Source organism: Streptomyces sp. CA-106110 (genome assembly GCF_050936285.1).
Lineage (GTDB): Bacteria > Actinomycetota > Actinomycetes > Streptomycetales > Streptomycetaceae > Streptomyces.
The window spans coordinates 8,737,854-8,760,286 of sequence record NZ_JBNJNB010000001.1; the positions used below are offsets into that span (position 1 = coordinate 8,737,854).

At 70.8% G+C, this 22,433-nt stretch carries 18 protein-coding genes, 1 tRNA gene and 1 pseudogene; 12 read left to right on the top strand and 8 right to left on the bottom strand.

The genetic code is table 11. The features are described 5' to 3' along the window. Positions 1–11 precede the first annotated feature (11 nt). Positions 12–1,169, top strand: a complete 1,158-nt coding sequence (locus tag ACQEXA_RS40305; protein ID WP_432926562.1) for an acetyl-CoA C-acetyltransferase — start codon at positions 12–14, stop codon at positions 1,167–1,169. Here the strand turns inward: ACQEXA_RS40305 and ACQEXA_RS40310 are convergent. The 4 genes and pseudogenes from ACQEXA_RS40310 to ACQEXA_RS40325 all read right to left on the bottom strand — a co-directional run bounded on the left by ACQEXA_RS40310 (position 1,153) and on the right by ACQEXA_RS40325 (position 4,737). Next, positions 1,153–2,211, bottom strand: a complete 1,059-nt coding sequence (locus tag ACQEXA_RS40310) for an NAD(P)H-dependent flavin oxidoreductase (RefSeq protein ID WP_432926560.1) — start codon at positions 2,209–2,211, stop codon at positions 1,153–1,155. The two genes, ACQEXA_RS40305 and ACQEXA_RS40310, sit on opposite strands and share 17 nt — an antisense overlap. Positions 2,212–2,372: 161 nt before the next feature. Further along, positions 2,373–3,095: pseudogene (locus ACQEXA_RS40315) on the bottom strand (CoA-transferase subunit beta); the annotation flags it as partial. Beyond that, on the bottom strand, positions 3,092–3,997 hold the full coding sequence (locus ACQEXA_RS40320; RefSeq protein ID WP_432926559.1) for a CoA transferase subunit A: 906 nt from the start codon (positions 3,995–3,997) through the stop codon (positions 3,092–3,094). The gene ACQEXA_RS40320 and the pseudogene ACQEXA_RS40315, both read right to left, overlap by 4 nt. Next, positions 3,994–4,737: an enoyl-CoA hydratase family protein gene (locus tag ACQEXA_RS40325; RefSeq protein ID WP_432926557.1), complete on the bottom strand. Its 744-nt coding sequence runs from the start codon at positions 4,735–4,737 to the stop codon at positions 3,994–3,996. Before ACQEXA_RS40325 ends, ACQEXA_RS40320 begins: the two co-directional genes overlap by 4 nt. A gap of 83 nt (positions 4,738–4,820) precedes the next feature. Here ACQEXA_RS40325 and ACQEXA_RS40330 point away from each other — a divergent pair, with 83 nt between their 5' ends. Together ACQEXA_RS40330 and ACQEXA_RS40335 are read left to right on the top strand one after the other, a co-directional pair. Then, the gene (locus ACQEXA_RS40330) at positions 4,821–5,588 is read left to right on the top strand and encodes an SDR family oxidoreductase (RefSeq protein ID WP_433132507.1); all 768 of its coding nucleotides are present in this window, start codon (positions 4,821–4,823) and stop codon (positions 5,586–5,588) included. A 298-nt stretch (positions 5,589–5,886) separates the two neighbouring features. Next, positions 5,887–6,795 carry an SDR family oxidoreductase gene (locus ACQEXA_RS40335; RefSeq protein ID WP_432926553.1) on the top strand — a complete coding sequence of 303 codons (909 nt, stop codon included), beginning with the start codon at positions 5,887–5,889 and terminating at the stop codon, positions 6,793–6,795. A 17-nt stretch (positions 6,796–6,812) separates the two neighbouring features. Here the strand turns inward: ACQEXA_RS40335 and ACQEXA_RS40340 are convergent, their stop codons facing one another. Beyond that, the gene (locus tag ACQEXA_RS40340) at positions 6,813–7,556 is read right to left on the bottom strand and encodes an ankyrin repeat domain-containing protein (protein WP_432926551.1); all 744 of its coding nucleotides are present in this window, start codon (positions 7,554–7,556) and stop codon (positions 6,813–6,815) included. A gap of 103 nt (positions 7,557–7,659) precedes the next feature. Beyond that, complete coding sequence (locus tag ACQEXA_RS40345) at positions 7,660–8,556, bottom strand: hypothetical protein (RefSeq protein WP_432926549.1); 897 nt, start codon at positions 8,554–8,556, stop codon at positions 7,660–7,662. Positions 8,557–8,787: 231 nt separating this feature from the next. Between ACQEXA_RS40345 and ACQEXA_RS40350 the strand changes: the two genes are divergently transcribed. The 6 genes from ACQEXA_RS40350 (at position 8,788) to ACQEXA_RS40375 (ending at position 16,834) form a co-directional block, all read left to right on the top strand. Beyond that, positions 8,788–9,567, top strand: coding sequence for a S1 family peptidase (locus tag ACQEXA_RS40350; protein WP_432926547.1), 780 nt, complete (start codon positions 8,788–8,790; stop codon positions 9,565–9,567). 435 nt (positions 9,568–10,002) lie between these two features. Continuing rightward, positions 10,003–10,353 (top strand): chorismate mutase, encoded by a 351-nt coding sequence (locus ACQEXA_RS40355; RefSeq protein ID WP_359389391.1) that lies wholly within the window; start codon positions 10,003–10,005, stop codon positions 10,351–10,353. A gap of 169 nt (positions 10,354–10,522) precedes the next feature. After that, the gene (locus ACQEXA_RS40360) at positions 10,523–11,152 is read left to right on the top strand and encodes a response regulator (protein WP_432926545.1); all 630 of its coding nucleotides are present in this window, start codon (positions 10,523–10,525) and stop codon (positions 11,150–11,152) included. A gap of 38 nt (positions 11,153–11,190) precedes the next feature. Next, entirely contained in the window at positions 11,191–13,731 is a 2,541-nt protein-coding gene (gene pepN / locus ACQEXA_RS40365; RefSeq protein WP_433132509.1) for an aminopeptidase N, read from the top strand. 182 nt (positions 13,732–13,913) lie between these two features. Beyond that, positions 13,914–15,428: a pyridoxal phosphate-dependent decarboxylase family protein gene (locus ACQEXA_RS40370; RefSeq protein WP_432926541.1), complete on the top strand. Its 1,515-nt coding sequence runs from the start codon at positions 13,914–13,916 to the stop codon at positions 15,426–15,428. Further along, the gene (locus ACQEXA_RS40375) at positions 15,425–16,834 is read left to right on the top strand and encodes a lysine N(6)-hydroxylase/L-ornithine N(5)-oxygenase family protein (protein ID WP_432926539.1); all 1,410 of its coding nucleotides are present in this window, start codon (positions 15,425–15,427) and stop codon (positions 16,832–16,834) included. Before ACQEXA_RS40370 ends, ACQEXA_RS40375 begins: the two co-directional genes overlap by 4 nt. A gap of 199 nt (positions 16,835–17,033) precedes the next feature. Here the strand turns inward: ACQEXA_RS40375 and ACQEXA_RS40380 are convergent, their stop codons facing one another. Beyond that, the gene (locus ACQEXA_RS40380; RefSeq protein ID WP_432926537.1) at positions 17,034–18,836 is read right to left on the bottom strand and encodes a bifunctional metallophosphatase/5'-nucleotidase; all 1,803 of its coding nucleotides are present in this window, start codon (positions 18,834–18,836) and stop codon (positions 17,034–17,036) included. A 139-nt stretch (positions 18,837–18,975) separates the two neighbouring features. On the opposite strand from ACQEXA_RS40380, the gene ACQEXA_RS40385 reads away from it, so the two are divergent. Both ACQEXA_RS40385 and pyk read left to right on the top strand, forming a co-directional pair. Then, on the top strand, positions 18,976–19,701 hold the full coding sequence (locus tag ACQEXA_RS40385) for an SIMPL domain-containing protein (protein ID WP_432926535.1): 726 nt from the start codon (positions 18,976–18,978) through the stop codon (positions 19,699–19,701). 179 nt (positions 19,702–19,880) lie between these two features. Beyond that, on the top strand, positions 19,881–21,317 hold the full coding sequence (gene pyk / locus ACQEXA_RS40390) for a pyruvate kinase (RefSeq protein WP_432926533.1): 1,437 nt from the start codon (positions 19,881–19,883) through the stop codon (positions 21,315–21,317). Between the two features lie 232 nt (positions 21,318–21,549). Here the strand turns inward: pyk and ACQEXA_RS40395 are convergent. Then, positions 21,550–21,624: transfer RNA gene (locus ACQEXA_RS40395), tRNA-Leu, on the bottom strand. A gap of 103 nt (positions 21,625–21,727) precedes the next feature. Between ACQEXA_RS40395 and ACQEXA_RS40400 the strand changes: the two genes are divergently transcribed. Further along, positions 21,728–22,378 (top strand): ANTAR domain-containing response regulator, encoded by a 651-nt coding sequence (locus tag ACQEXA_RS40400; protein ID WP_359389415.1) that lies wholly within the window; start codon positions 21,728–21,730, stop codon positions 22,376–22,378. The last annotated feature ends 55 nt before the right edge of the window (positions 22,379–22,433 follow it).

Genomic DNA, 22,433 nt, shown 5'->3' on the forward strand with positions numbered 1-22,433 from the left:
GGGAGTCCACCATGACCGAGGCCTACATCGTCGAAGCGGTCCGTACGCCCGTCGGGCGGCGCCGGGGCGGTCTGAGCGGGGTCCATCCCGCCGACCTGGGGGCGCATGTGCTCAAGGCGCTGGTGGAGCGCTGCGGTGTGGACCCGGCAGCCGTGGAGGACGTCGTCTTCGGTTGTCTCGACACGGTCGGACCGCAGGCCGGGGACATCGCCCGCACCTCGTGGCTCGCGGCCGGGCTGCCCGAGGAGGTACCGGGCGTGACCGTCGACCGGCAGTGCGGCTCCTCGCAGCAGGCCGTGCACTTCGCCGCGCAGGCCGTGCTGTCGGGCACCCAGGACCTGGTGGTCGCGGGCGGCGTGCAGAACATGTCCCAGATCCCGATCGCCTTCGCCTCCCGCCAGGCCGCCGAACCGCTGGGCCTCACCCAGGGGCCGTTCGCGGGCAGCGAGGGATGGCGCGCCCGCTACGGCGACCAGCCCGTCAACCAGTTCCACGGCGCCGAAGCGATCGCCGCCAAATGGGGCATCACCAGGCGCGACCAGGAGGAGTTCGCGCTGCGCTCGCACCAGCGTGCACTGCGCGCCATCGACGCGGGCCGCTTCGAGCGGGAGATCGTCCCCTATGGGCACGTCACCGTAGACGAGGGGCCGCGCCGGGACACCTCGCTGGAGAAGATGGCCGGGCTGAAGCCGGTCATCGAGGGCGGCACCGTCACCGCCGCCTGCTCCTCCCAGGTCTCCGACGGCGCGGCGGCCCTGCTGCTGGCCTCGGAACGGGCCGTAGGCGAACACCACTTGACTCCGCGCGCCCGCATCCACCACCTCTCCGTACGCGGCGAGGACCCGATCCGCATGCTGACCGCCCCGATCCCGGCGACCGCGCACGCCCTGAAGAAGACCGGTCTCACGATCGACGACATCGACCTCGTCGAGATCAATGAGGCGTTCGCCCCGGTCGTCCTCGCCTGGCTCAAGGAGACCGGCGCCGACCCGGCGAAGGTCAACGTCAACGGCGGCGCCATCGCGCTGGGCCATCCCCTGGGCGCGACCGGCGCCAAGCTCATGACGGCCCTGCTCCATGAACTGGAGCGGACCGGTGGCCGTTTCGGTCTGCAGACCATGTGCGAGGGCGGCGGCCAGGCGAACGTGACGATCATCGAACGGCTCTGAGCGATTCCAGGCCCTTCAGCACCTCCTCCGCCTCCGCCATGATCCGGTCCACCAGCTCCGCGCACGACGGCAGGTCGTCGATCACTCCGGCGACCTGCCCGGAGGCCATCACCCCGAGGTTCGTCCGCCCGTCCACCATGGCGGACTTGAGCAGCATCGGCGTGTTCGCGGCCAGCAGGACCTGTCCCCACGTCGACTCCCTGCCCTGCTTGAGGGCAAGACCGTCGCGGATCATCTGCCGCCGGCTGAGCCCGGACAGCTTCCGCAGCCTTTCCGCCCGGCGCACGGCCCGCAGCAGGGCCCTCGCGCGGCCGGACCGTTCGAGCGCATCGACCAGTTCCGTACGCAGCATGCGGTGCGGCACACCGTCCACCGCCCTCGTCACCGTCACGTCCTTCACCGTCGCCGCCAGATACCGCGCCTTGACCGCCTCCGGCACCGTCGAGTCCGAGGTCAGCAGGAACCGCGTGCCCATCGCGATTCCGGCCGCCCCGTACGCCAGCGCCGCGACCAGCCCCCGCCCGTCGCTGAAGCCGCCCGCCGCCACCACCGGTATGTCCACCGCATCCACCACCTGCGGCAGCAGCACGGACGTCGCGACCTCGCCGGTGTGACCGCCGCCCTCACCGCCCTGCACGATCACCGCGTCCGCGCCCCAGGCGGCCACCTTCTCCGCGTGCCGCCGGGCCCCCACGGACGGAATCACCACCACTCCCGCCGCCTTCAGTTCGGCGATCAGCCCCCGCGAGGGAGCCAGCGCGAAGGAGGCGACGCGCACACCCTCCTCGATCATGATCTGTACCCGGTCGCCCGCGTCCCCGGCGTCCGCGCGCAGGTTCACCCCGAACGGGGCGTCCGTGCGGGACGCGACCTCCCGTATCGCCTCCCGCAACCGGTCGGGCGTCATCGTCGCGGAGGCCAGGATGCCCAGTGCGCCCGCATTCGCCGCGGCGGAGACCAGACGCGGTCCGGCCACCCAGCCCATGGCGCTCTGCACGACGGGATACCTGACTCCCACGAGCCGGGTCAGCGCCGTGTCCATCAACGGCCTCCGCCCGCCGGATGCCCATCGGGGATCGCGCCGCCGGGACCGGGGCTCCGGCCGTCCCGGTCACGGCGGACACCGGAGGTGTGACCCGGAACCTCGGGGGCGCGATCGGCAGCCTCGGGGCTGCTACCAGGCGCCCGAGGGCCGCGATCGGGAACCTCGCGCTCCCGTATGCCCAGCGGGTCGATCAGCTCACGGATCAACCGCAGCTCCTTCGGCGTCGGTTCGCGGGTGTACGGCACCTCTTGCGGGACCGTCAGCTCGAAGCCGGTCGCCTCCCGTACCTCCTCGACCGTCACCCCCGGATGCAGCGTGGCCAGCCGCATCGAGTGGTCCGGGGTGTCGAAGTCGAAGACGCCGAGGTCGGACACCACACGCGGAATGCGGTGGAAGCGAGCGGTGGCCGGATGCCGGGCCGCACGGTCGTACCCCACCCCGCACACCATGTCGACCCGCTCGATGAACACCCGCCGTGAGTGCCGCGGTATCCAGTAGCTGGTCGCATTGTTGAGCGTGTTGACCGGTGCCCCGCGCACCCCGAGCAGCTGCCGCCGGGGCTTCGCCCAGTCGCCCACGCAGGAGATGTTCTGATTTCCGAAGCGGTCGATCTGGCTCGCGCCCATCATCACGTGCCGTCTGCCTCCGGTGACCAGGGTCAGGTGCCGGCGATAGGGCAGCCAGCCCTCCACCGTGCCGTCGGCGTCCACCAGCATGGCCTCGCCGTCGGTGAGCAGCAGGTCCGGCGAGAAGGTGCGCTTGGCGAGCCGCGCACCGACGGACGGCACCGGGCCCATCGCGCCGGCGAGGATCTCCCCCGCGTCGCGCCAGGCCTCGGCGCAGGCGATCACGCAGTACTCGGCGCGGGTCGCCGGGCTCATGACCGCTCCCGGTGCCAGGACCGGACGGCCGACTGATACGCCTGCTCGTCCCCGGAGAGGAACTGCTCGGCGAACGCCGGCCACGCCGTGGTGGCGTAGTGCTTCTGGAAGGGCTCGTCCCGGTCGTGGTCGGGGGCGCAGGACGTGAAATGCGCTCCGTTCGGCGCCTCCACCACGCCGGTCACGGTGTGCCGTCCGACCAGCAGCGTCTGCGGTGCGGCCTCCTTCGTCAGCTCAGCGGTGTCGACGATCCGCTCGCACGACACGTACGCGGTGTCGGCGGCCTCGCAGAACAGGTCGTCGAAGTACGGGTCCGGGCCCAGGTACTGACCGTTGCCCAGCCGGTCGGCGCGGTTGACGTGCACCAGAGCGGCGTCCATCCGCAGCGCGGGCATCGCGACGAACTCCTCTCGCGGTCCGGGAGCCGCCGTGCCTTCCTCAGACTCGTCCCCGCCGGTGAACGGCCACTCGGTCCCATACGGTGAAGTGACCGTCCGCAGGCCGGGGTTGACCCGCATCACGTCCGAGCCGACACCCGCCCGCACCGGCAGGAACGGCAGCCGGTTCGCCGCCGCGTGCAGGCCCCACATGAACATCGCCTCGTCCACCTCCACGAGTTCGAACGCGCCGCCCTCACGGGCCGCCCGGTAGTGCGGTTCCAGCGGAATCGTGTCCAGGGTCGTGAACGCGGCGACCAGTCTGCGGATCCGCCCTGCGGCCGCGAGCATGCCGACGTCCGGACCGCCGTACGAGACCACCGTGAGGTCGTTGATCCCGGAGCGCAGCAGCGCCCGTACCAGGGCCATCGGTTTGCGGCGGGAGCCCCAGCCGCCGATGCCGAGGGTCATACCGCTCTCCAGCCGGGCGACGACCTCGTCGGCCGTCATCGTCTTGTCCCTCACGCGTCCTCCTTCCCGAACCTGTCCCGGACGCGGCCGGCCACGCCGCTGACATGGGCCTCGAAGGTGAAGCCCTGCTCGAAGCGGTAACTGCGGCGCACGTCGACCGGGTCGATGCCGTTGATGGCGGCCTTGGCGAGCCGCAGCAGCTCGCCGTCCTTCGCGGCGATCTCCCGGGCGAGCTCAAGGGCGGCCGTGCGCAGTCCGTCCCGCGGTACCACGCGCCACACCGAACCGTGCGCGTGCAGTTCGGCCGCGGTCGCCGTGCGCGAGGTGTAGTACAGGGCGCGCATCAGGTGCGGGGGGACCAGCCGGGCCAGATGAGTGGCCGCGCCCAGCGCGCCGCGGTCCAGTTCGGGCAGGCCGAAGACCGCGTCCTCGCTCGCCACGATCACGTCCGCGTTGCCGATGAGACCTATCCCGCCGCCCAGACAGAAGCCCTGGACCGCCGCCACCACCGGTACCTCGCACTCGTAGACCGCCGAGAACGCCGCGAAGCAACCGCGGTTGGCCCCGATCAGCGCGCTGCCGCCCTCGGCCTGTATCTCCTTGATGTCCACACCCGCGTTGAAACCGCGTCCTTCCGCGGCCAGCACGACACAGCGGGTCTCGGGGGCGCGGCCGGCCGACCGCACCGCGTCGGCCAGGTCGAACCAGCCGGCCACCGGCAGCGCGTTCACCGGCGGGAAGCCGACCGTGACGACGGCGATCCCTTTTTCCGGGCACGAGGTGGAGACACCCATGGGCACATCAGCTACCTTTCCACCAAACGTTTGTTAGGTGCGATTCGAAGCTAGCAGCCCACGCATCCCTGCGGGAGGCCCCTGTGGACAACTCGAAGGACGGGGCCACCGCCTGCCTGCGGGGCAGGACCGTCGTCGTCACCGGCGGCACACGGGGCGTCGGCGCGGGGATCGCCCGTGCGTTCGTCCAGGCCGGCGCCGAGGTGGTGGTGTGCGCCCGGCGGCCGCCCGAAGCACGGGCCAAGGGTGCCGAGTTCGCGCCGCTGGACGTGCGCGACCCGGCTGCCGTACGGGAGTTCTTCGACGCACTGCCCCGCCTCGACGTGCTGGTCAACAACGCGGGCGGCGCCCCCTACCGGCTCCTCGCCGACGCCGGACCGGAACGGCACGCCCGGGTCGTCGAACTCAACCTCATTGCGCCGCTGACGGTCTCCCTCGCCGCGTACGGCCATCTCCGGCGCGCCAGGGGAGCGGTCGTGATGATCGGCAGCGTGAGCGGCAGCCGCCCCTCGCCGGGCACCGCCGCCTACGGAGCGGCCAAGGCGGGCCTGGAGAATCTGGCCCGTTCCATGGCGGTCGAGTGGGCGCCGGAGGTGCGGGTCAACACGATCGTGGCCGGAATGGTCCGCACCGAACTGTCGTCCCTCCACTACGGCGACGAGAACGGCATCACGGCCGTCTCCCGCACCGTCCCGCTCGGGAGGCTCGCCGAGCCGTCCGACGTCGGCGCGGCCGCCGTCTTCCTTGCCTCGGACGCCGCCGCGTACATCACCGGTGCCAGCCTGCTCGTCCACGGGGGAGGGGAACGACCGGCGTTCCTGGACGCGGCGGCCGCAGGCGACCGAACATGACGGGCGGGGCAGGCGGTCGCAGGCGAACGACCGTGACGGGCGGGGCGAGGGGCACCGGACGGGTGCAGGCGGACGGTCTTCACGGCCGTGGGCTCAGGCATCCGACGGTTGCGCACGGACGGTCTTCACGGCCGAGGGCCCACGCACCTGCCGACCGCGAGGAGACGGTCGGGGAGGCCGCGAAGGCGGAGAAGCACCCCACGGCCGTTCAGCGAGCGCGTACCGGCGTCAACAGGCATACCTGTGACGACAGATGGACAAGTCGATCCGGCGACACGATCGGACGAGGGGACACGACATGACGGGTATCGCCGACGGCCGAGTAGTGATCGTCACCGGGGCGGGGCGCGGTCTCGGCCGCGCCCACGCCCTCGCGTTCGCCGCCGAGGGCGCGCGGGTCGTCGTCAACGATCTGGGGGTCGGCCTCGACGGTGGCCCCGGTAACGGCGACCCGGCCGACCGGGTCGTGGCGGAGATTCGCGCCGCGGGCGGTGAGGCGGTGGCGCACGGCGGTGACATCGCGACAAGCGCGGGGGCCGCGTCCCTGGTGGCGACCGCTCTCGAGGCTTTCGGCCGGCTCGACACTCTCGTGAACAACGCCGGCTTCCTGCGCGACCGGATGCTGGTCAACCTCGACGAGGACGACTGGGACGCAGTGCTGCGCGTGCACCTCAAAGGCCACTTCCTGCCGCTGAGGCACGCTGCGGCGTACTGGCGCGCCGAGGCCAAAGCCGGGCGCGTCCCGTGCGCCCGGGTCGTCAACACCAGCAGCGGAGCAGGTTTGTCCGGGTCGGTGGGACAGGGGAACTACAGCGCGGCGAAGGCCGGGATCCTGGCCCTGACGCTGGTCGCGGCCGCGGAACTGAAGCGCTACGGCGTACAGGTCAACGCCATCGCACCCGCCGCACGCACCCGGATGACCGAGCAGACGTTCGCCGAGACGATGGCCGCGCCCGCCTCCGGGTTCGACGCCATGGCACCCGGGAACGTCTCACCCCTGGTCGTCTGGCTCGGGTCCGCCGCGAGCGCGGGGGTCACCGGCCGCGTCTTCGAGGCGGAGGGCGGACGGATCACCGTCATGGAGGGGTGGCGGCGGGGCCCGAGCGCCGACGGGGGAGCGCGCCGCACTGCGGCCGAGGCGGGGGAGACGGCACTGAAACTGCTGGCCCAGGCAGAGACGCCCGGGGCGGTCTACGGGGCGCAGTAGTCCGCGTCCCTGAGTGGTCAGCCGCCGTGTGCTCCCGGCCCGTTTTCCAGGAGGCCCGCTATCGCGGCATGTCCGGTCTGCTGGTCGTTCCCCGCCGTCGGCCGGCCCTCGCGCACCAGCGTGACCTCGACCGTCACGGCCCCGGGCTCCTCCTCCCGGCGGCGCGTGACGTACTCGTGCCCCGGTCCGTACGTCGTCTCGAGTCCCGCGCGCAGTTCGGCCGCGACATCCAGGCGCATCCAGCGCCGGGCCTCGGCAAGCGCTTCCCCGCGGGCCCGCGCCCCGTGGTCCAGCAGAGCCCGTACGCAGCCGGGCGAGCCGCGCCGAGCGGCGGCCACCAGTGGGGGTTCGCCCCCAGGGCCGGGCAGGTCCGGATCCGCGCCGGCGGCCAGCAGCGCCCGGACGATCTCCACGTGCCCCCGCTGCACCGCCCAGGTCAAGGCACGGAACCCGTACTCCTCCTCCAGGTCCGCGGTGGCCCCGGCCGCCAGCAGTGCCCGTACCACCTCGATGTGCCCCCCGCAGACGGCACCGCACAGCGGCGCGTCGGCGCCCGCGCTCAGGCGGTCGGGATCGGCTCCGGCCGTCAGCAGCAGCCGTACGACGCCCGGTGCGTCGCCGACCGCCGCCAGGTACAGGGCCGTCTGGCCCTCCGCGTCGACCGACTCGGGACTCGTGCCCGTGCGCAGCAGTCGTACGACCGCGTCCTCGTCCCCTTCGTACACCGCCGTGAACAGCCCCGGTGGCTCGTGCGTGTCCATGCTTCGACCCTCGCTCTCCGAAGGCCCACCGCGCAAAGACATTTGAGGTGTTCCGTGCCACTTCGGCGTTGCCTCTCACGCCGTATGGCCCGGCGGCCGCGCCTCAGGTGTCGCACTCCAGAACGGTCCGGCACAGCCCGCAGCGCGCCCGCACCCGTCCTCGCACGGGCACCCTGATGCGCTGGTGGCAGGTGGGGCAGGGAAAGGAGACGCGCAGCGGGCCGCGGCCGGGCGGGGTGAAGTCGTACGGGACGCCCGGATGCGGGCCGGGGGCGGAGTGGTCCTCGGCGTGGCGGCGGTCCCGGGCGTAGCGGCGGCGGCCCGCCCAGCCGGCGGCGGTCAGCGGGGGCTGCTGCTCGTCCCGGCGGGCCTGCGCCATGCCCTTCGTGTACGCGGTGTACGCCTGCGGGCTGGTGAACCAGATCGACGGGTCCTCGCCGAACAGCAGTGCCCGCTTGGCGAGGACGTAACCGAACTCCTCCGGGGTCAGGTAGCCGAGCTTCTGCGAGGACGCCCTGTCTTCGCGGAAGGCGTCCAGGAGCAGCCAGCCCGCGCCCAGGTAGGTCGCCGCGGTGTCGGTGAGGATCTCGGTGTCCCTCGTGCCGGGGAAGGACAGGTCGAGGCGGTGCAGATAGACGTGCATCACCTCGTGCGCGAGGGCCGCGCCGATGTCCCGGCGGTGGGTGCGGAACCGGTCGTTGAGCTCGATGAAGTACTCCGGGCCCGCGGCGAGTTCGACGTTGGCCGCATGGGTCATCTCACGGAAGCCGATGATCATCCGTGCGTCCGGCAGCCGGTAGTGCCGCACCAGCTCGCGCGCCACGCGCTGCGCCCCCAGATGCAGGTCGTCCAGGTCGGAGAAGGCCACGTCGGCGGGGGCCACGCTGGCCGCGAAGGTGCGGATGGTGTCGCAGGAGAGCCGCTTGTACAGGGCGGTGATCGCCGCCCGCACCGTTTCCAGATGCGGGTAGCCGTGCTCGACCGGGCCGCCGTTCGCCACGTCCGCACCCCCTTCAGACGCCGGCACTGGCATCCACTGTATGCGTGCTTCCTCCCGGCGGCCGAGCGTGCGAGGCGGGGAGGGCGTCGTGCTGCGCCGCCCATTGGCCGGAAACCGGTTCTTGCCGCCTCGCCCGGGTCTCCAAATAATCCGTAAAGACTTGGCGGGGGCATGTCATATGTGCTTCGCGTGCTGCCGCCATGCGGTCAACCCCCCACGGAAGGAAGCACGTTGAAGCTCCTGAAGAAGATCAGCGGCCTCAAGAGAGCCGTCGCGGCCGTCACGGTCGCGCTCGCCGCCCTGTCCCTCCAGCCCCTGTCCGCGCAGGCCGCACCCCAACCGGTGGTCGGCGGGGCACGGGCCGCACAGGGCGAGTTTCCGTTCATGGTGCGGCTGTCCATGGGCTGCGGCGGCGCCCTGTACGCCGGCGACATCGTCCTGACCGCCGCGCACTGCGTCAGCGGATCGGGCAGCAACACCTCCATCACCGCCACCGCTGGTGTCGTCGACCTGCGCAGCGGCAGCGCGATCAAGGTGAGGTCCACCAAGGTCCTGCAGGCCCCCGGCTACAACGGAAAGGGCAGGGACTGGGCGCTGATCAAGCTTGCCCAGCCCATCGATCTGCCCACCCTGAAGATCGCCACCACGACCGCGTACAACAAGGGTGACTTCACCGTCGCGGGCTGGGGCGCGGCCAGTGAGGGCGGCGGTCAGCAGCGTTATCTGCTCAAGGCCGCGGTCCCCTTCGTCGACGACGCCACCTGTCAGCGGGCTTACGGCAGCGATCTGGTGCCCGGTGAGGAGATCTGCGCCGGCTTCCCGCAGGGCGGCGTCGACACCTGCCAGGGCGACTCCGGCGGCCCCATGTTCCGCAAGGACGACACCGGTGCGTACCTCCAGGTCGGCATCGTCAGCTGGGGCGAGGGCTGCGCACGGGCCGGCTACCCCGGTGTCTACACCGAGGTCTCGACGTTCGCGGCGGACATAGCCCGCGCCGCGTCCGGCCTCTAGCCCGACGCGCTCGGCCGTATCCCCGGAGGGCGGGAGGGTGTCCGCGGCCCGCCCCGGCCGCGGGCACCCACCCCGTAGGCATCCCCGCCTGCCGCCTGCCGCCTGCCGCCTGCCGCCTGCCGCCTGCCGCCTGCCGCCCACCGCACCGACGCAGGCGCCGCGGGGCGGGCGGGTGGGCCGAGTGCAGGCGCTGGGCGGAGAGGGGTGTGTACGACGGTTTCCTCCGCGCCCGGCGCGCACGACCCGTACGTCGTGTGCGGACCATCGCCGCCTCCGGTGGACGCTTTCTCGTGCCCGACGACCGCCTCCTCGACCGCCCCGCCGCTTCGGCGCGCCGGTTCGCTCGGGCGCGCAGTGGCGACGTACGCCGTCGGAGCGATCCGCACTCCGGACAGGAAGGACCGCCCTTCGGCCGGCCCCGTAGGGTGGACGGCCATGACCTCCCGCCACTCCGCCGCCGGGGACGCCGACCCCGCCGTCCGTGCCGAACTCGCCCGGTTGCGCGACAGCATCGACAACATCGACGCCGCCGTCGTCCATATGCTCGCCGAGCGTTTCAAGTGCACCCAGCAGGTCGGCCACCTCAAGGCGGCGCACCAGCTGCCGCCCGCCGACCCGGCCCGTGAGGCCGCCCAGATCGCCCGGCTGCGCCGGCTCGCCGAGAACGCCAAACTCGACCCCGCGTTCGCGGAGAAACTTCTCAATTTCATCATCGCCGAGGTCATCCGGCACCATGAGCGCATCGCTGATGACGCCACGTCCGGCTCCGACGCTGCGGGGGAGTGACACCCGGCCCGGCCGCCCGGCCATCTGCTCCGAGTGCTCCGAACTCCGCAAACGCTCTCTACGCTCCGGCCGTCCCCAGTCGGCCGGATGACTCTTTGTCAGGTCAAAGGAACGCACGGTAGGACGGTTCGGGCATAAGCTGGTCATCCAAGCGAGGGGACCTCGGGCCATGCCGTCTGATGCCAGGATTCTCATCGTCGACGACCACGTGGACACGCTCTACGCGCTGGAGAGCGCTCTTGCCCCGCTGGGCTACCGCCTGACCCGCGCCACGAACGGTGACGCCGCGCTCAAGGAGGTACTGCGCGGCCAGGTCGGCCTGCTCCTCCTCGATGTGCGCATGCCCCAGGTCAGCGGCCTCGACGTTGTGCGCTACCTGCGGCGCCTGGAGCAGACCCAGCACATCCCGGTCATCCTGATCACCGGCTTCGGCCCCGACGCCGAACTCACCTCGGCCGCCTACGGGCTCGGCGTCGCCGACCTCCTGATGAAACCCGTCGACCCCTGGGCCCTGCGCACCAAGGTCCGCTACCTCTACGACGCTCATCAGCGCTCGCAGGCCCTGGAGCGGGAAGTGCGCGTCCTGCGCGCCCGGCTCGATCAGCCCGTCCCGCCTCCGGCAGGCGGCATCCCTCCTCCGGCAGGCAGTATCCCGCCGCCGACGCGCGCCCTCGCGTACCCGGACGCGAACCTTCCGCGTCCGGAAGCGAACGTTCCGAGCCAGCGAGAGGACCCCGCCGCCCGAAAGGCTCCCGACCCTCCCCGGAAGCGGCACGAGGAACGGACAAAGCGGGCGTAGCGGAACACCACTGTGCGTCGTCAGTGCCATCAGGCAGCATGTCCTTCATGTCCGTACTGACGCGCGACGAAGCGCAGACCCGTGCCCGGCTCCTCGATGTCCACCGCTACGAGATCGAACTCGACCTGACCCGCGGCGACGAGACCTTCGACTCCCGTACCGTCATCCGCTTCACGGTGCGCGCGGACCAAGACGCCTCGGACACCTTCGTCGAGCTCAAGCCCGCCGAGCTGCGCTCCGCCACCCTGGACGGACACCCCCTCGATCCCGAGACGCTCGCCGAGAACCGGCTCCCGCTCAAGGGACTCACCGCCGGTGAGCACGAACTGCGCATCGACGCCGCCATGCGCTACTCGCGAACCGGTGAGGGCATGCACCGGTTCACCGACCCCACCGACGGCGAGACCTACGTCTACACCCAGCTGTTCATGGACGATGTCCAGCGCGTCTTCGCCGCCTTCGACCAGCCCGACCTCAAGGCCGTCTTCGACCTGACCGTCACGGCCCCCGAGGGCTGGAGCGTCCTCGCCAACGGCATCACCACCCACCAGGGCGACGGCACCTGGCGTGCCGCGACCACCCCCCTCATCTCCACCTACCTGGTCGCCGTCGCCGCCGGACCTTGGCACTCCGTACGCACCGAACACCGCGGACTGCCCTTCGGCATCCACTGCCGCCGCTCCCTGGCCCCCCACCTCGACGCGGACGCGGACGAACTCTTCGAGATCACCCGCCAGTGCTACGACCGGTACCACGAGAAGTTCGAGGAGCCCTACCCCTTCGACTCCTACGACCAGGCCTTCGTCCCCGAGTTCAACGCGGGCGCCATGGAGAACCCCGGGCTGGTCACCTTCCGCGACGAGTTCGTCTACCGCTCCGCCGTCACCGACACCCAGCGCCAGACCCGCGCCATGGTCATCGCCCACGAGATGGCCCACATGTGGTTCGGCGACCTCGTCACCCTCAAGTGGTGGGACGACATCTGGCTGAACGAGTCCTTCGCCGAGTACATGGGCTACCAGACCCTCACCGAAGCCACCCGCTTCACGGACACCTGGACCGACTTCGGCGTCGCCCGCAAGGCCTGGGGGTACGACGCCGACCAGCGGCCCTCCACCCACCCGGTGGCCCCGGAAGCGGTCGACGACACCGCCTCCGCGCTCCTCAACTTCGATGGCATCTCCTACGCCAAGGGCGCCTCCGCGCTGCGCCAACTGGTCGCCTGGCTCGGTGAGAAGGACTTCCTCACCGGTATCAACACCCACTTCACCCGCCACCGGTTCGGCAACGCCACCCTCGCCGACTTCATCGACTCCCTGGCGAGCGCCACCGACCGCGACGTCCACGCCTGGGCCGACGCCTGGCTGCGCACCACCGGCGTCGACACCCTCACTCCGCGTCTGACCCAGGCCGACGACGGCACCTACTCCCTCACCGTCGGCCACGACGGCAGCCGCCCGCACCGCATCGCCGTCGGCGTCTACGACCGGACCCCCGCCGACGACGGCGACCTCACCCTGCGCGAACGCGTCGACCTCGACGTCCCGCAGAGCGCGCCGCAGCCCCTCGGCAAGCGCCCGGCCCTGCTCCTGCTCAACGACGGCGACCTCACCTACGCCAAGGTCCGCTTCGACCCCGAGTCCTTCGCGACCGTGCGCGACGCCCTGTCAGGGCTGCCGGAACCGCTGACCCGGGCGGTCGTCTGGAACGCCCTGCGGGACGCCGTGCGCGACGGCGACCTGCCTGCCGCCGCCTACCTGGAGGCCGCGCGCGCCCATCTCCCGCACGAGACCGACCTGGCGCTGCTCGAGGGCGTCCTCGCCTTCGCCGCCGGTCACGTCGCCGACCGCTACCTGCCCTCCCCCACGCCCTCGACCCCGCTCGAGCAGGGCGGCGACCTCACCGACCGGTCCGCCGCGCTCGCCACCCTCAGCGCGCTGTGCCGCGACCTGATCCGCCGCACCGAGGACGGCTCCCACCCCGGGCTGCGCTTGATCGCCGTACGCCACTACATCGACGCCGCCGCCCACCCCGAGACCATCGCCGCCTGGCTCGCCGAGGGCACCGTGCCCGGCGGACCGGAACTCGACCCCGAACTGCGCTGGCGCATCCTCGGCCGTCTCGCCGTCCTCGGCGCCGTGGGCGAGGCGGCCATCGCGGAGGAACTCCACCGGGACCCCAGCGCCACCGGCCAGGAAGGTGCCGCCCGCTGCCGCGCCGCCCTGCCCGACGCCGACGCCAAGCGGCGCGCCTGGGAGGCGATGTTCACCACCGACGACCTGTCCAACTACCTGTTCACCGCCACCGCGCAGGGCTTCTGGCAGCCCGAACAGGCCGACCTGCTGGCGGAGTACGTCGAGCGGTACTGGACCGACGTACCCGCCGTCGCGGCCCGCCGCGGCCCCGCCATCGCCACCGCCGCCGGCCGCTGGGCGTTCCCCCGCCACGCCGTGAGCGCGGACACCCTGCACCGGGGTGAACAGTGCCTGAGCGAGGCCGACCTCACCCCGGCGCTGCGCCGCAAGCTCGTGGACGAACTCGACGACCTGGCACGAGCGTTGCGCATCCGGGAGGCGTAGCCGATCCGCGGTGCCGGCCGCCGTGCCGTCGCGGGACGGCGGCCGGCACCGCATATGCCATCCGTGGGCACTTCCTCCCCACGGCGGTACCCCCATTCGGGTCGGATCGTTGTCCTCTCCGGGCGAGTCCAACCTCCCTGCATGCAGGCTTGGTTCCCCGCCGCGTGCCTGGAGGACGTCCCATGAGCTTGCCGCCTCTCGCCTCAGGACCCGAAGGCCCGCGCGCCCTGCGACCGCTGCTCGCCACCGTCCTCGACGCCCTCGAGGAGGGCGCACGGGCCCGCGGCGGCCCCCTGCCCGGCGGGGGGCCCGCAGCGGTCGCCGCCCGGGTCCGTGCGGCCGTCGGCGACGTCCTGCCGTACGAGGGCGACCCGGACGCCGTACGGGCGCTCGTGCACGCCCTGGCGGAAGGGGCCGCCGACCCCGCCCACGCCCTGTGCGCCGCCCACCTGCACTGCCCGCCCCTCGCGGTCGCCACCGCCGCCGACCTGGCGGCGAGCGCGCTCAACCCCTCCCTCGACTCCTGGGACCAGGCCCCGTCCGCCTCCGAACTGGAAACGCTGGTGACACGGGCCCTCGCCGACGAGGTCTACGGCGATCCGCGGACAAGAAGCGCCGGCGGAGATCACGATCGCGCGCCGGAAAGTGGCGCGGACGAGGTCTGCGGCATCCCGCAGGAACAGGGCACCGGCGAGGGCTGCGGCCGCCCGGATGAACGGGGTGCCGACCAGATCCACGGCGGCCCGCGAGGAAACGGCGACTGTCTGGTCACCACCGGCGGCACCGAGTCCAACCAGCTCGCCCTGCTCCTCGCCCGTGAAGCCCACGGAAGCGTCCGGCTCGTCTGCGGCGCGGGCGCCCACCACTCCCTGACGCGCGCCGCCTGGCTGCTCGGCCTGCCCGAACCCGTTGTCGTCCCCGCCCCCGGCGGCACCCTAGAACCGGCCGCCCTCGACACCACGCTCGGCAGGCTGGCCGGCCCGCTGCTCGTCGCCGCCGGCGCGGGCAGCACCGACGCCGGCCTCATCGACCCCCTGCCCCGGATCGCCGACATCTGCGCCGCCCACGGCGCCCGACTGCACATCGACGCCTCCTACGGAGGCGCGCTCCTGTTCAGCGACCGCCACCGCGCCAAGCTCACCGGTCTCGAGCGCGCCCACACCGTCACCCTCGACCTGCACAAACTCGGCTGGCAACCCGTCGCCGCCGGCCTGCTCGCCGTCCGCGACCCCCACGACCTGAGCGCCCTGCGGCACCGCGCCGACTACCTCAACGCCGACGACGACACCGACGCGGGACTGCCCGACCTCCTCGGGCGCTCCCTGCGCACCACCCGACGCCCCGACATCCTCAAGATCGCCGTCACCCTCAAGACCCTGGGCCGCACCGGGCTGGCCACGCTCGTCGATCAAGTCTGTGGCCACGCACACCAGTTCGCCGAACTGGTCCGCGACCACCCCGCCTTCGAGCTCTACGCCCCGCCCACCATCAGCACCGTCCTGTTCCGGCCCACGGCGGCGTCCGACGACACCGTCGCCGCCGTGCGCCGCACCCTCCTCCACGCCGGCCGCGCCGTCCTCGGCCGCGCCCGGCTGGACGGCCGCCTCTGGCTCAAGGCCACCCTCCTCAACCCCCACACCCGGCCCGGCGACCTGGCCGCCCTCCTGAACCTGGTGGAAGGAAGCACGACCCGATGACCACCCCCGCACGCCATGAACCCCGAGCACCCCGTGACCTGGTCGGCATCGGCATCGGCCCGTTCAACCTGTCGCTCGCCGCCCTCGCCCACCCGCTCACGGAACTCGAGGCGGTCTTCTACGAACGGCGCCCCGGCTTCGACTGGCACCCCGGCCTCCTCATCGACGGAGTCACCCTCCAAGTGCCGTTCCTCGCCGACCTGGTGACCCTCGCCGACCCCGCCAGCCCCTGGTCGTTCCTGAACTACCTCAAGACCTGCGAACGACTGTTCCCCTTCTACTTCGCCGAACGCTTCCACATCCAGCGCGCCGAGTACGACGCCTACTGCCGGTGGGTCTCCGGCAACCTTCCTGGACTGAACTTCGGCCACCAGGTCGACACCGTCCGCTGGAACCCCGCGACCGACGTCTTCGAAGTCGACTTCACCCGTCTCGGCACGGACGGCACGGCCCAAGCCCTCGGCCGTGCCCACGCACGCAACATCGTCCTCGGCGTCGGCACCGAACCCTACGTGCCCGAAACCCTGGAACCGCTGGTCGAATCCGCCGGAGTGCCCGTCATCCACGCCGGCGACTACCTCCGGCACCGAACGGACTTCCTCACCGCCGAGCACATCACCGTCGTCGGCGCGGGCCAGTCCGGTGCCGAGGTCTTCCTCGACCTCCTGCGCAACCGGCCCCTCGGCCTCGAAAGGATCCACTGGCTCGCACGGACCGAGGCCTTCGCACCCATGGAGTACTCAAAACTCGGTCTGGAGCACTTCACCCCCGACTACACGCGGTTCTTCCACGCCCTCGCCGAACCCGTCCGCGACCGACTCGTCTCGGCGCAGTGGCAGCTCCACAAGGGCATCGACGCCGGCACCATCGCGGCCATCCACGACGAGCTCTACCGCCGTACGCTCAAAGGCGGCTGGCCCGATGCCGTCCTCACCCCCGGCGTCCGGGTCCGCACCGCCGGGCGCCTTGCCACCAACAAGATCGAACTCCATCTGGAGCACGTCCAGCAGAACGTCCGCTCACGCCTCACCACCGACGCCGTCGTCCTCGCCACCGGCTACCGTGAGCGCCCCCTCGGCCGCATCCTCGCCGGGCTGGGCCCCTACCTGCGCCGCGACAGCAGCGGGCGCCCCCGCATCGACGACCAGTTCCGCATGGTCCTCGACCCCTCCGTCAGCGGCTCCGTCTACGTCCAGAACGCCGAACTCCACACCCACGGAGTCGGCACCCCCGACCTCGGCCTCGCCGCCTGGCGCAGCGCCACCATCCTCAACTCCCTCACCGGCAAGGAGCCCTACCCGCTGCCTCGCCGGACCGCCTTCACCACGTTCGGGCTCCAGCATCACGACGGGATCCCGGCCGTCCGCCGGCCCATGGATCTGACCCCGCTCGCCGAAAGACGGTGAGAAAGGAGCCGTCCGGAGAGGCGCCCGGGACGGCAGCCGAGGGAGTGGCGGCCCACGCTCGGCACCAACCGACGACCCCCGCCCCGAGGGCGGCCGCTCCGACGGTGGTGGAGCCGACCGGCCAGCTCTACGCCGGCCGGCTCCACGTACGCGCCGCACGCGCCGCGTCACATCCGGAGCAAGGGCAACCCCGTTCTTCCTAGAAGAGCGGCACGCCGTTCCGCGTGAGCTTCCAGTCGGCGGACGCGAAGTCCTTCGGGTCCAGAACCCCCTTCGTGGTCACCCACTCCGCGATCCGGGTCCGGATCTCCGTCGACTCCGACCACAGCTCCTTGCCCGAAGCCACGAACGGGAAGGCACCGCCGCCGTTGGCACGGTAGTTGTTCACCGCGAGCACGAACTGCCGGGCGTCGTCCAGCGGGGCACCGTTGTAGGTCAGGTTCTTGATGCGCGAGCCCGCGGCCTGGGCGATGTCGATCTCGTACTGCAGGCCCGAGACATAGTCGTAGTTGTAGTCCGGACGGCCGTTCGCGTTGGTCAGCTTCTCCACGTCCACCGGCGCGCCGGCGGCGGTCTGCACGAAGTACTCCGCCGAGTACTCCAGGTACGCCCGGACCTGCGCGCCCGTCATCAGCTTCGCGACCAGCGTGTTGTCGTACACGTACAGGCTCGACAGGTCCCGGATCGTCACATTGCCCGCCGGGATCTCCGACGTACGCGAGAACGGCGATGCCTGCGCGATCACCGGCAGCGCGGCGTACTCGGTGCCCGCCAGCGCCGCCTTGACCACGTCCTCCTGGACCTTGGTGATCAGGTCGATGATCGGGGCGTCCTTGTAACGGGCATCCACCGTCGTCAGCGTCTCGGTCGCCTTGCCGACGACCTGGTTGACGTACTGGACGACCTTCGTGTGCTCGTCCGTGAGCAACTTGGTGATCTTCGGGTCGTCGGCGACCGTGTTGGAGTTCCGCAGCGACGCGGCGACCGACTCGACCTCCCACTTCCCCTTGACGAAGACCAGCTCGATGTCGAAGAGCGTCAGCCGCTCGGCGTAGCACAGCGGTTCGGACAGGACGACCGTCTTCCCCGTCTGCTCGTTGACGACCTTCAGCTCCGGGATCTCCAGATGCGCGTGACCGACCAGGATCGCGTCGATCCCCGGCACCTGCCGGGCCACGTTGGCGGCCGCGTCCTCCGCATAGGGCAGCTGGTCACCGTAGGACGAGTTGCCGGAGGTACCCGAGTGCGCCGACACGACGACCACGTCCGCGCCCATCGCCCTCAGCTTCGGCACCCACTTCGCGGCCTGCTCCTCCAGACCGGGGAACGCCAGCTTGCCCTGGACATAGGCCTTGTCCCAGATGGCGATACCCGGGTTGGTCAGGCCGAGCACCGCGACCTTCACCGGCGGCGCACCCGGAACGTGGAACTTCTTGACGAAGTACGGAGGGAACGCCGGCTTCAGGGTCTTCGCGTCCACCGCGTTCGCGCCGAGCAGCGGGAAGTCGCACTGCGACTCGAACTTCCGCAGCGTCTCGATGCCGTAGTTGAACTCGTGGTTGCCGAGCGCCGCCGCGTCGTACCCGATCGCGTTCATGGCCTGCGCCATCGGGTGCACCGGGCCGCCCTTGGCCGTGATCGGGTCCACCTTGGCGTAGTAGTACGTCAGCGGGGTGCCCTGGATCGTGTCACCGGCGTCCAGCAGCAGCGTGTTGCAGTGGCCCTTCTCCTGGCGGACCTGGTCCACCAGGGTCGAAATGCGGGCCAGGCCCAGCGCGTTGCCCGCCTTGTCCGCGTACTCGGCGTCCTTGAAGTAGTCCCAGTTGAAGACGTGCCCGTGCAGATCGGTCGTGCCCATCACGGTCAGGGAGTACCGCTTCTTCGCCGGGCCGGCGTGCGCCGGAGCGGCCTCGGCGGACGGGGCCGCCGAGGCGCCCGCCAGCGCCACCCCCGCCCCCGTCACAGCGGTTCTCTTCAGGAACTTCCGGCGGTTCAAGGGCATCTCAGAATCTCCTCGGGAAATGGTCAACGACGCGCGTAGATTCTGCCCGGGCACCACGAACTGCAACAGACCCCGCAGGTTTCGATCCGGTGACCGGCAAACGCCCCCGCGCGGACGCGCCGGTGACAGAGTGACACCCATGACCGCCGGACCCCCTCAACCCGAGCCGCCCACCGTCCCCTACGGCACCCCCGACGCCCCGCGCATCGCCGTCCGCGGAGAAGCCCACCTCGAAGTCGACCCCGAGATCGCCCGCATCCACATCACCGTCACCGCGCGCGGCGCCGACCGGCGCGCCACCCTCGACGACCTCACCCGCCGCAACACCACAGCCCTTGAGCTCATCAAGTCCTACCCGGACGCCGTCGAACAGCTGGAGACCGGAACCTTCTCCATCAGCCCCGAACTGACGGAACACGGCCACGGCGAACGTGTCCGCACCTACCACGGCCACGTCCACATCAGCGCCGACATCGTCGACTTCACCGCCCTGGGCGAACTCACCACCCGGCTCGCCGACCTCGAACTCACCCGAGTGGACGGCCCCTGGTGGGACCTCCGCCCCGACTCACCCGCCCACCGCGCAGCGCGTCAGCAAGCCGTACGGGAGGCCGTGCAGCGCGCACGTGAATACGCCGACGCGCTCGGCACCACTCTCATGGCCCTCGTCGAACTCGCCGATATCGGTGCCGAGAGCAGCGAGCGGTATGCCCCCGGACCACGCTCCATGCGCCAGGCCGCCTCCATGGCAGCAGAAGCAGGGGATTGGCCCGTCCCCCTCGCACTCGAACCCCAACGGCAACATGTCCACGCCCAGATCACCGCACGCTTCACCATGGCACCGCCACAGCTTCAGTCCCCCTGAGCTGCTCGTGGGCGCGAGAATGCAGTCCGTGTCGGAAAAGGCCCGCAATTCCCTCCGGGATGCTCATCGGAGCGGACCACCGCACAATTCAACACTTGTTGATAAGGCTTCACATAAAGGTTGTTGAGTAGTCACGCCCAACGAATTCTCTACCGACCGGTAAGGCCTACGCTCGAAGCATGCGCCGAGCAAAGATCGTCTGTACATTGGGGCCCGCCACCGACTCGTACGACCAGATCAAGGCACTGGTCGAAGCCGGAATGGACGTCGCCCGCCTCAACCTCAGCCACGGCACCTACGCCGAACACGAGGAGCGCTACCAGCGCGTGCGAAAGGCGTCCGACGAGACCGGCCGCAGCGTCGGAATCCTCGCCGACCTTCAGGGCCCGAAGATCAGACTCGGCCGATTCGCCGAAGGACCCGTACTCCTTGAACGCGGCGACACTTTCACGATCACCGTTGAAGAAGGCGTCGAAGGAGACCGCGAAACCTGCGGAACCACCTACTCCGGACTCGCCGCCGACGTCACCGCCGGCGAACGCATCCTCGTCGACGACGGCAAGGTCTGCCTGGAGGTCACCTCCGTCGACGGCCCCCGAGTCCGCACCACCGTCGTCGAAGGCGGCATGGTCTCCGACCACAAGGGACTCAACCTCCCGGGCGTCGCCGTCTCCGTCCCCGCACTCTCCAAGAAGGACGAGGACGACCTGCGCTGGGCCCTGCGCACCGGATGCGACGTCATCGCCCTCTCCTTCGTCCGCAGCGGCAGGGACATCAAGGACGTCCACCGCATCATGGACGAAGAGGGCCGCCGCCTCCCCGTCATCGCCAAAGTCGAAAAGCCCCAGGCCGTCGAAAACATCGGCGAGATCGTCGCCGCCTTCGACGGCATCATGGTCGCCCGCGGCGACCTCGGCGTGGAAATGCCCCTGGAACAGGTCCCGATCGTCCAGAAGCGCGCCATCAAACTCGCCAAGCGCAACGCCAAACCGGTCATCGTCGCCACCCAGATGCTCGACTCGATGATCGAGAACTCCCGCCCCACCCGGGCCGAGGCCTCCGACGTCGCGAACGCCGTGATCGACGGCACCGACGCGGTCATGCTCTCCGGCGAGACGAGCGTCGGAAACTACCCGGTCGAGACGGTCAGGACCATGGCGCGCATCGTCGCGGCGGCCGAGGAGGACATCCTCGCCAAGGGCCTCCCGCCGCTGACCGAGAGCAACAAGCCGCGCACCCAGGGCGGCGCGGTCGCCCGCGCGGCAGCAGAGATCGGCGACTTCCTCGGCGCCAAGTTCCTGGTCGCCTTCACCCAGTCCGGCGACACCGCCCGCCGCCTGTCCCGCTACCGCTCCCCGATCCCGCTCCTCGCCTTCACCCCCGAGCCGGCCACGCGTTCCCAGCTCAACCTCACCTGGGGCGTGGAGACCTTCCTGGGCCCGCACGTCGACTCCACGGACGCGATGGTCGACCAGGTCGACGAGCTGCTGCTCAAGTACGGCCGCTGCAAGAAGGGCGACGTCGTGGTGATCACCGCTGGCTCGCCACCCGGGGTGTCGGGCTCGACGAACATGGTGCGGGTGCACCACATCGGCGAGGACGACAGCCCGAAGTAGGACGGACGGGCTTGCGAAGGGCCCCTTGCGAGGGGGCCCTTCGTGTTGGGTGCGGCCGTCGTCCGCTCATGCCTTTTCGGAACGGGATTGCACAGAGCTCGCTCACGTGTGCCCATGTCGTACATCAGGCCACTCTGGGCGACAGCGCAGGACTGTACGCAGCAAAAAAGCGGAGGTTCACGAGAATGCGAACATCCGCTTTTCGATTCCGACCTTGGAATCTAAGGAAAAGTGCCCCGGGTCGGACTCGAACCGACACTGTATGGGTTTTGAATCCATTGCCTGCTGCCAATTGGGCTACCGGGGCCCAACGAATCAAAGGTTTCCCTCGACCCGCTGCCTGACCACCTTACCGCAGCTGGGTAGGCTCTTGGGAGCAGTACCTGACTGCCCTGGATCAAGGAGCCTCCGTGACCGCCCCCGAGTCGCCCCAGCCCGTTGCCGACGACGACAAGTCGCATGTGCCTCCGCTGACGACCCGTGTCGTCATCGCCGAGGACGAGGCGCTCATCCGGCTCGACCTCAAAGAGATGCTCGAGGAAGAGGGCTACCAGGTCGTCGGTGAGGCCGGTGACGGCGAGCGGGCCGTCGAGCTGGCCCGTGAGCACCGGCCCGACCTGGTGATCCTCGATGTGAAGATGCCGAAGCTCGACGGTATCTCGGCGGCCGAGCGGATCGCCGAGGAGCGCATCGCCCCGGTGCTCATGCTCACTGCCTTCTCGCAGCGCGACCTGGTCGAGCGGGCGCGGGACGCGGGCGCCATGGCGTATCTCGTGAAGCCGTTCAGCAAGAGCGATGTCGTGCCGGCGATCGAGATGGCCGTGTCCCGGTTCAACGAGCTGAAGACGCTGGAGCAGGAGGTCGCGGATCTCACGCAGCGTCTTGAGACGCGCAAGCTGGTGGACCGGGCGAAGTCGATTCTTCAGACGGAGTACGGGCTGAGCGAGCCGGCCGCGTTCCGGTGGATCCAGAAGACCTCCATGGACCGGCGTATGTCGATGCAGCAGGTCGCGGAGGCGGTCATCCAGGATGCCCAGGAGAAGAAGGCCGCCAAGGACTGACGGCCACGACGTCTACGGCGAGGCCCGCACCCCCGGGAGTCGGGGGTGCGGGCCT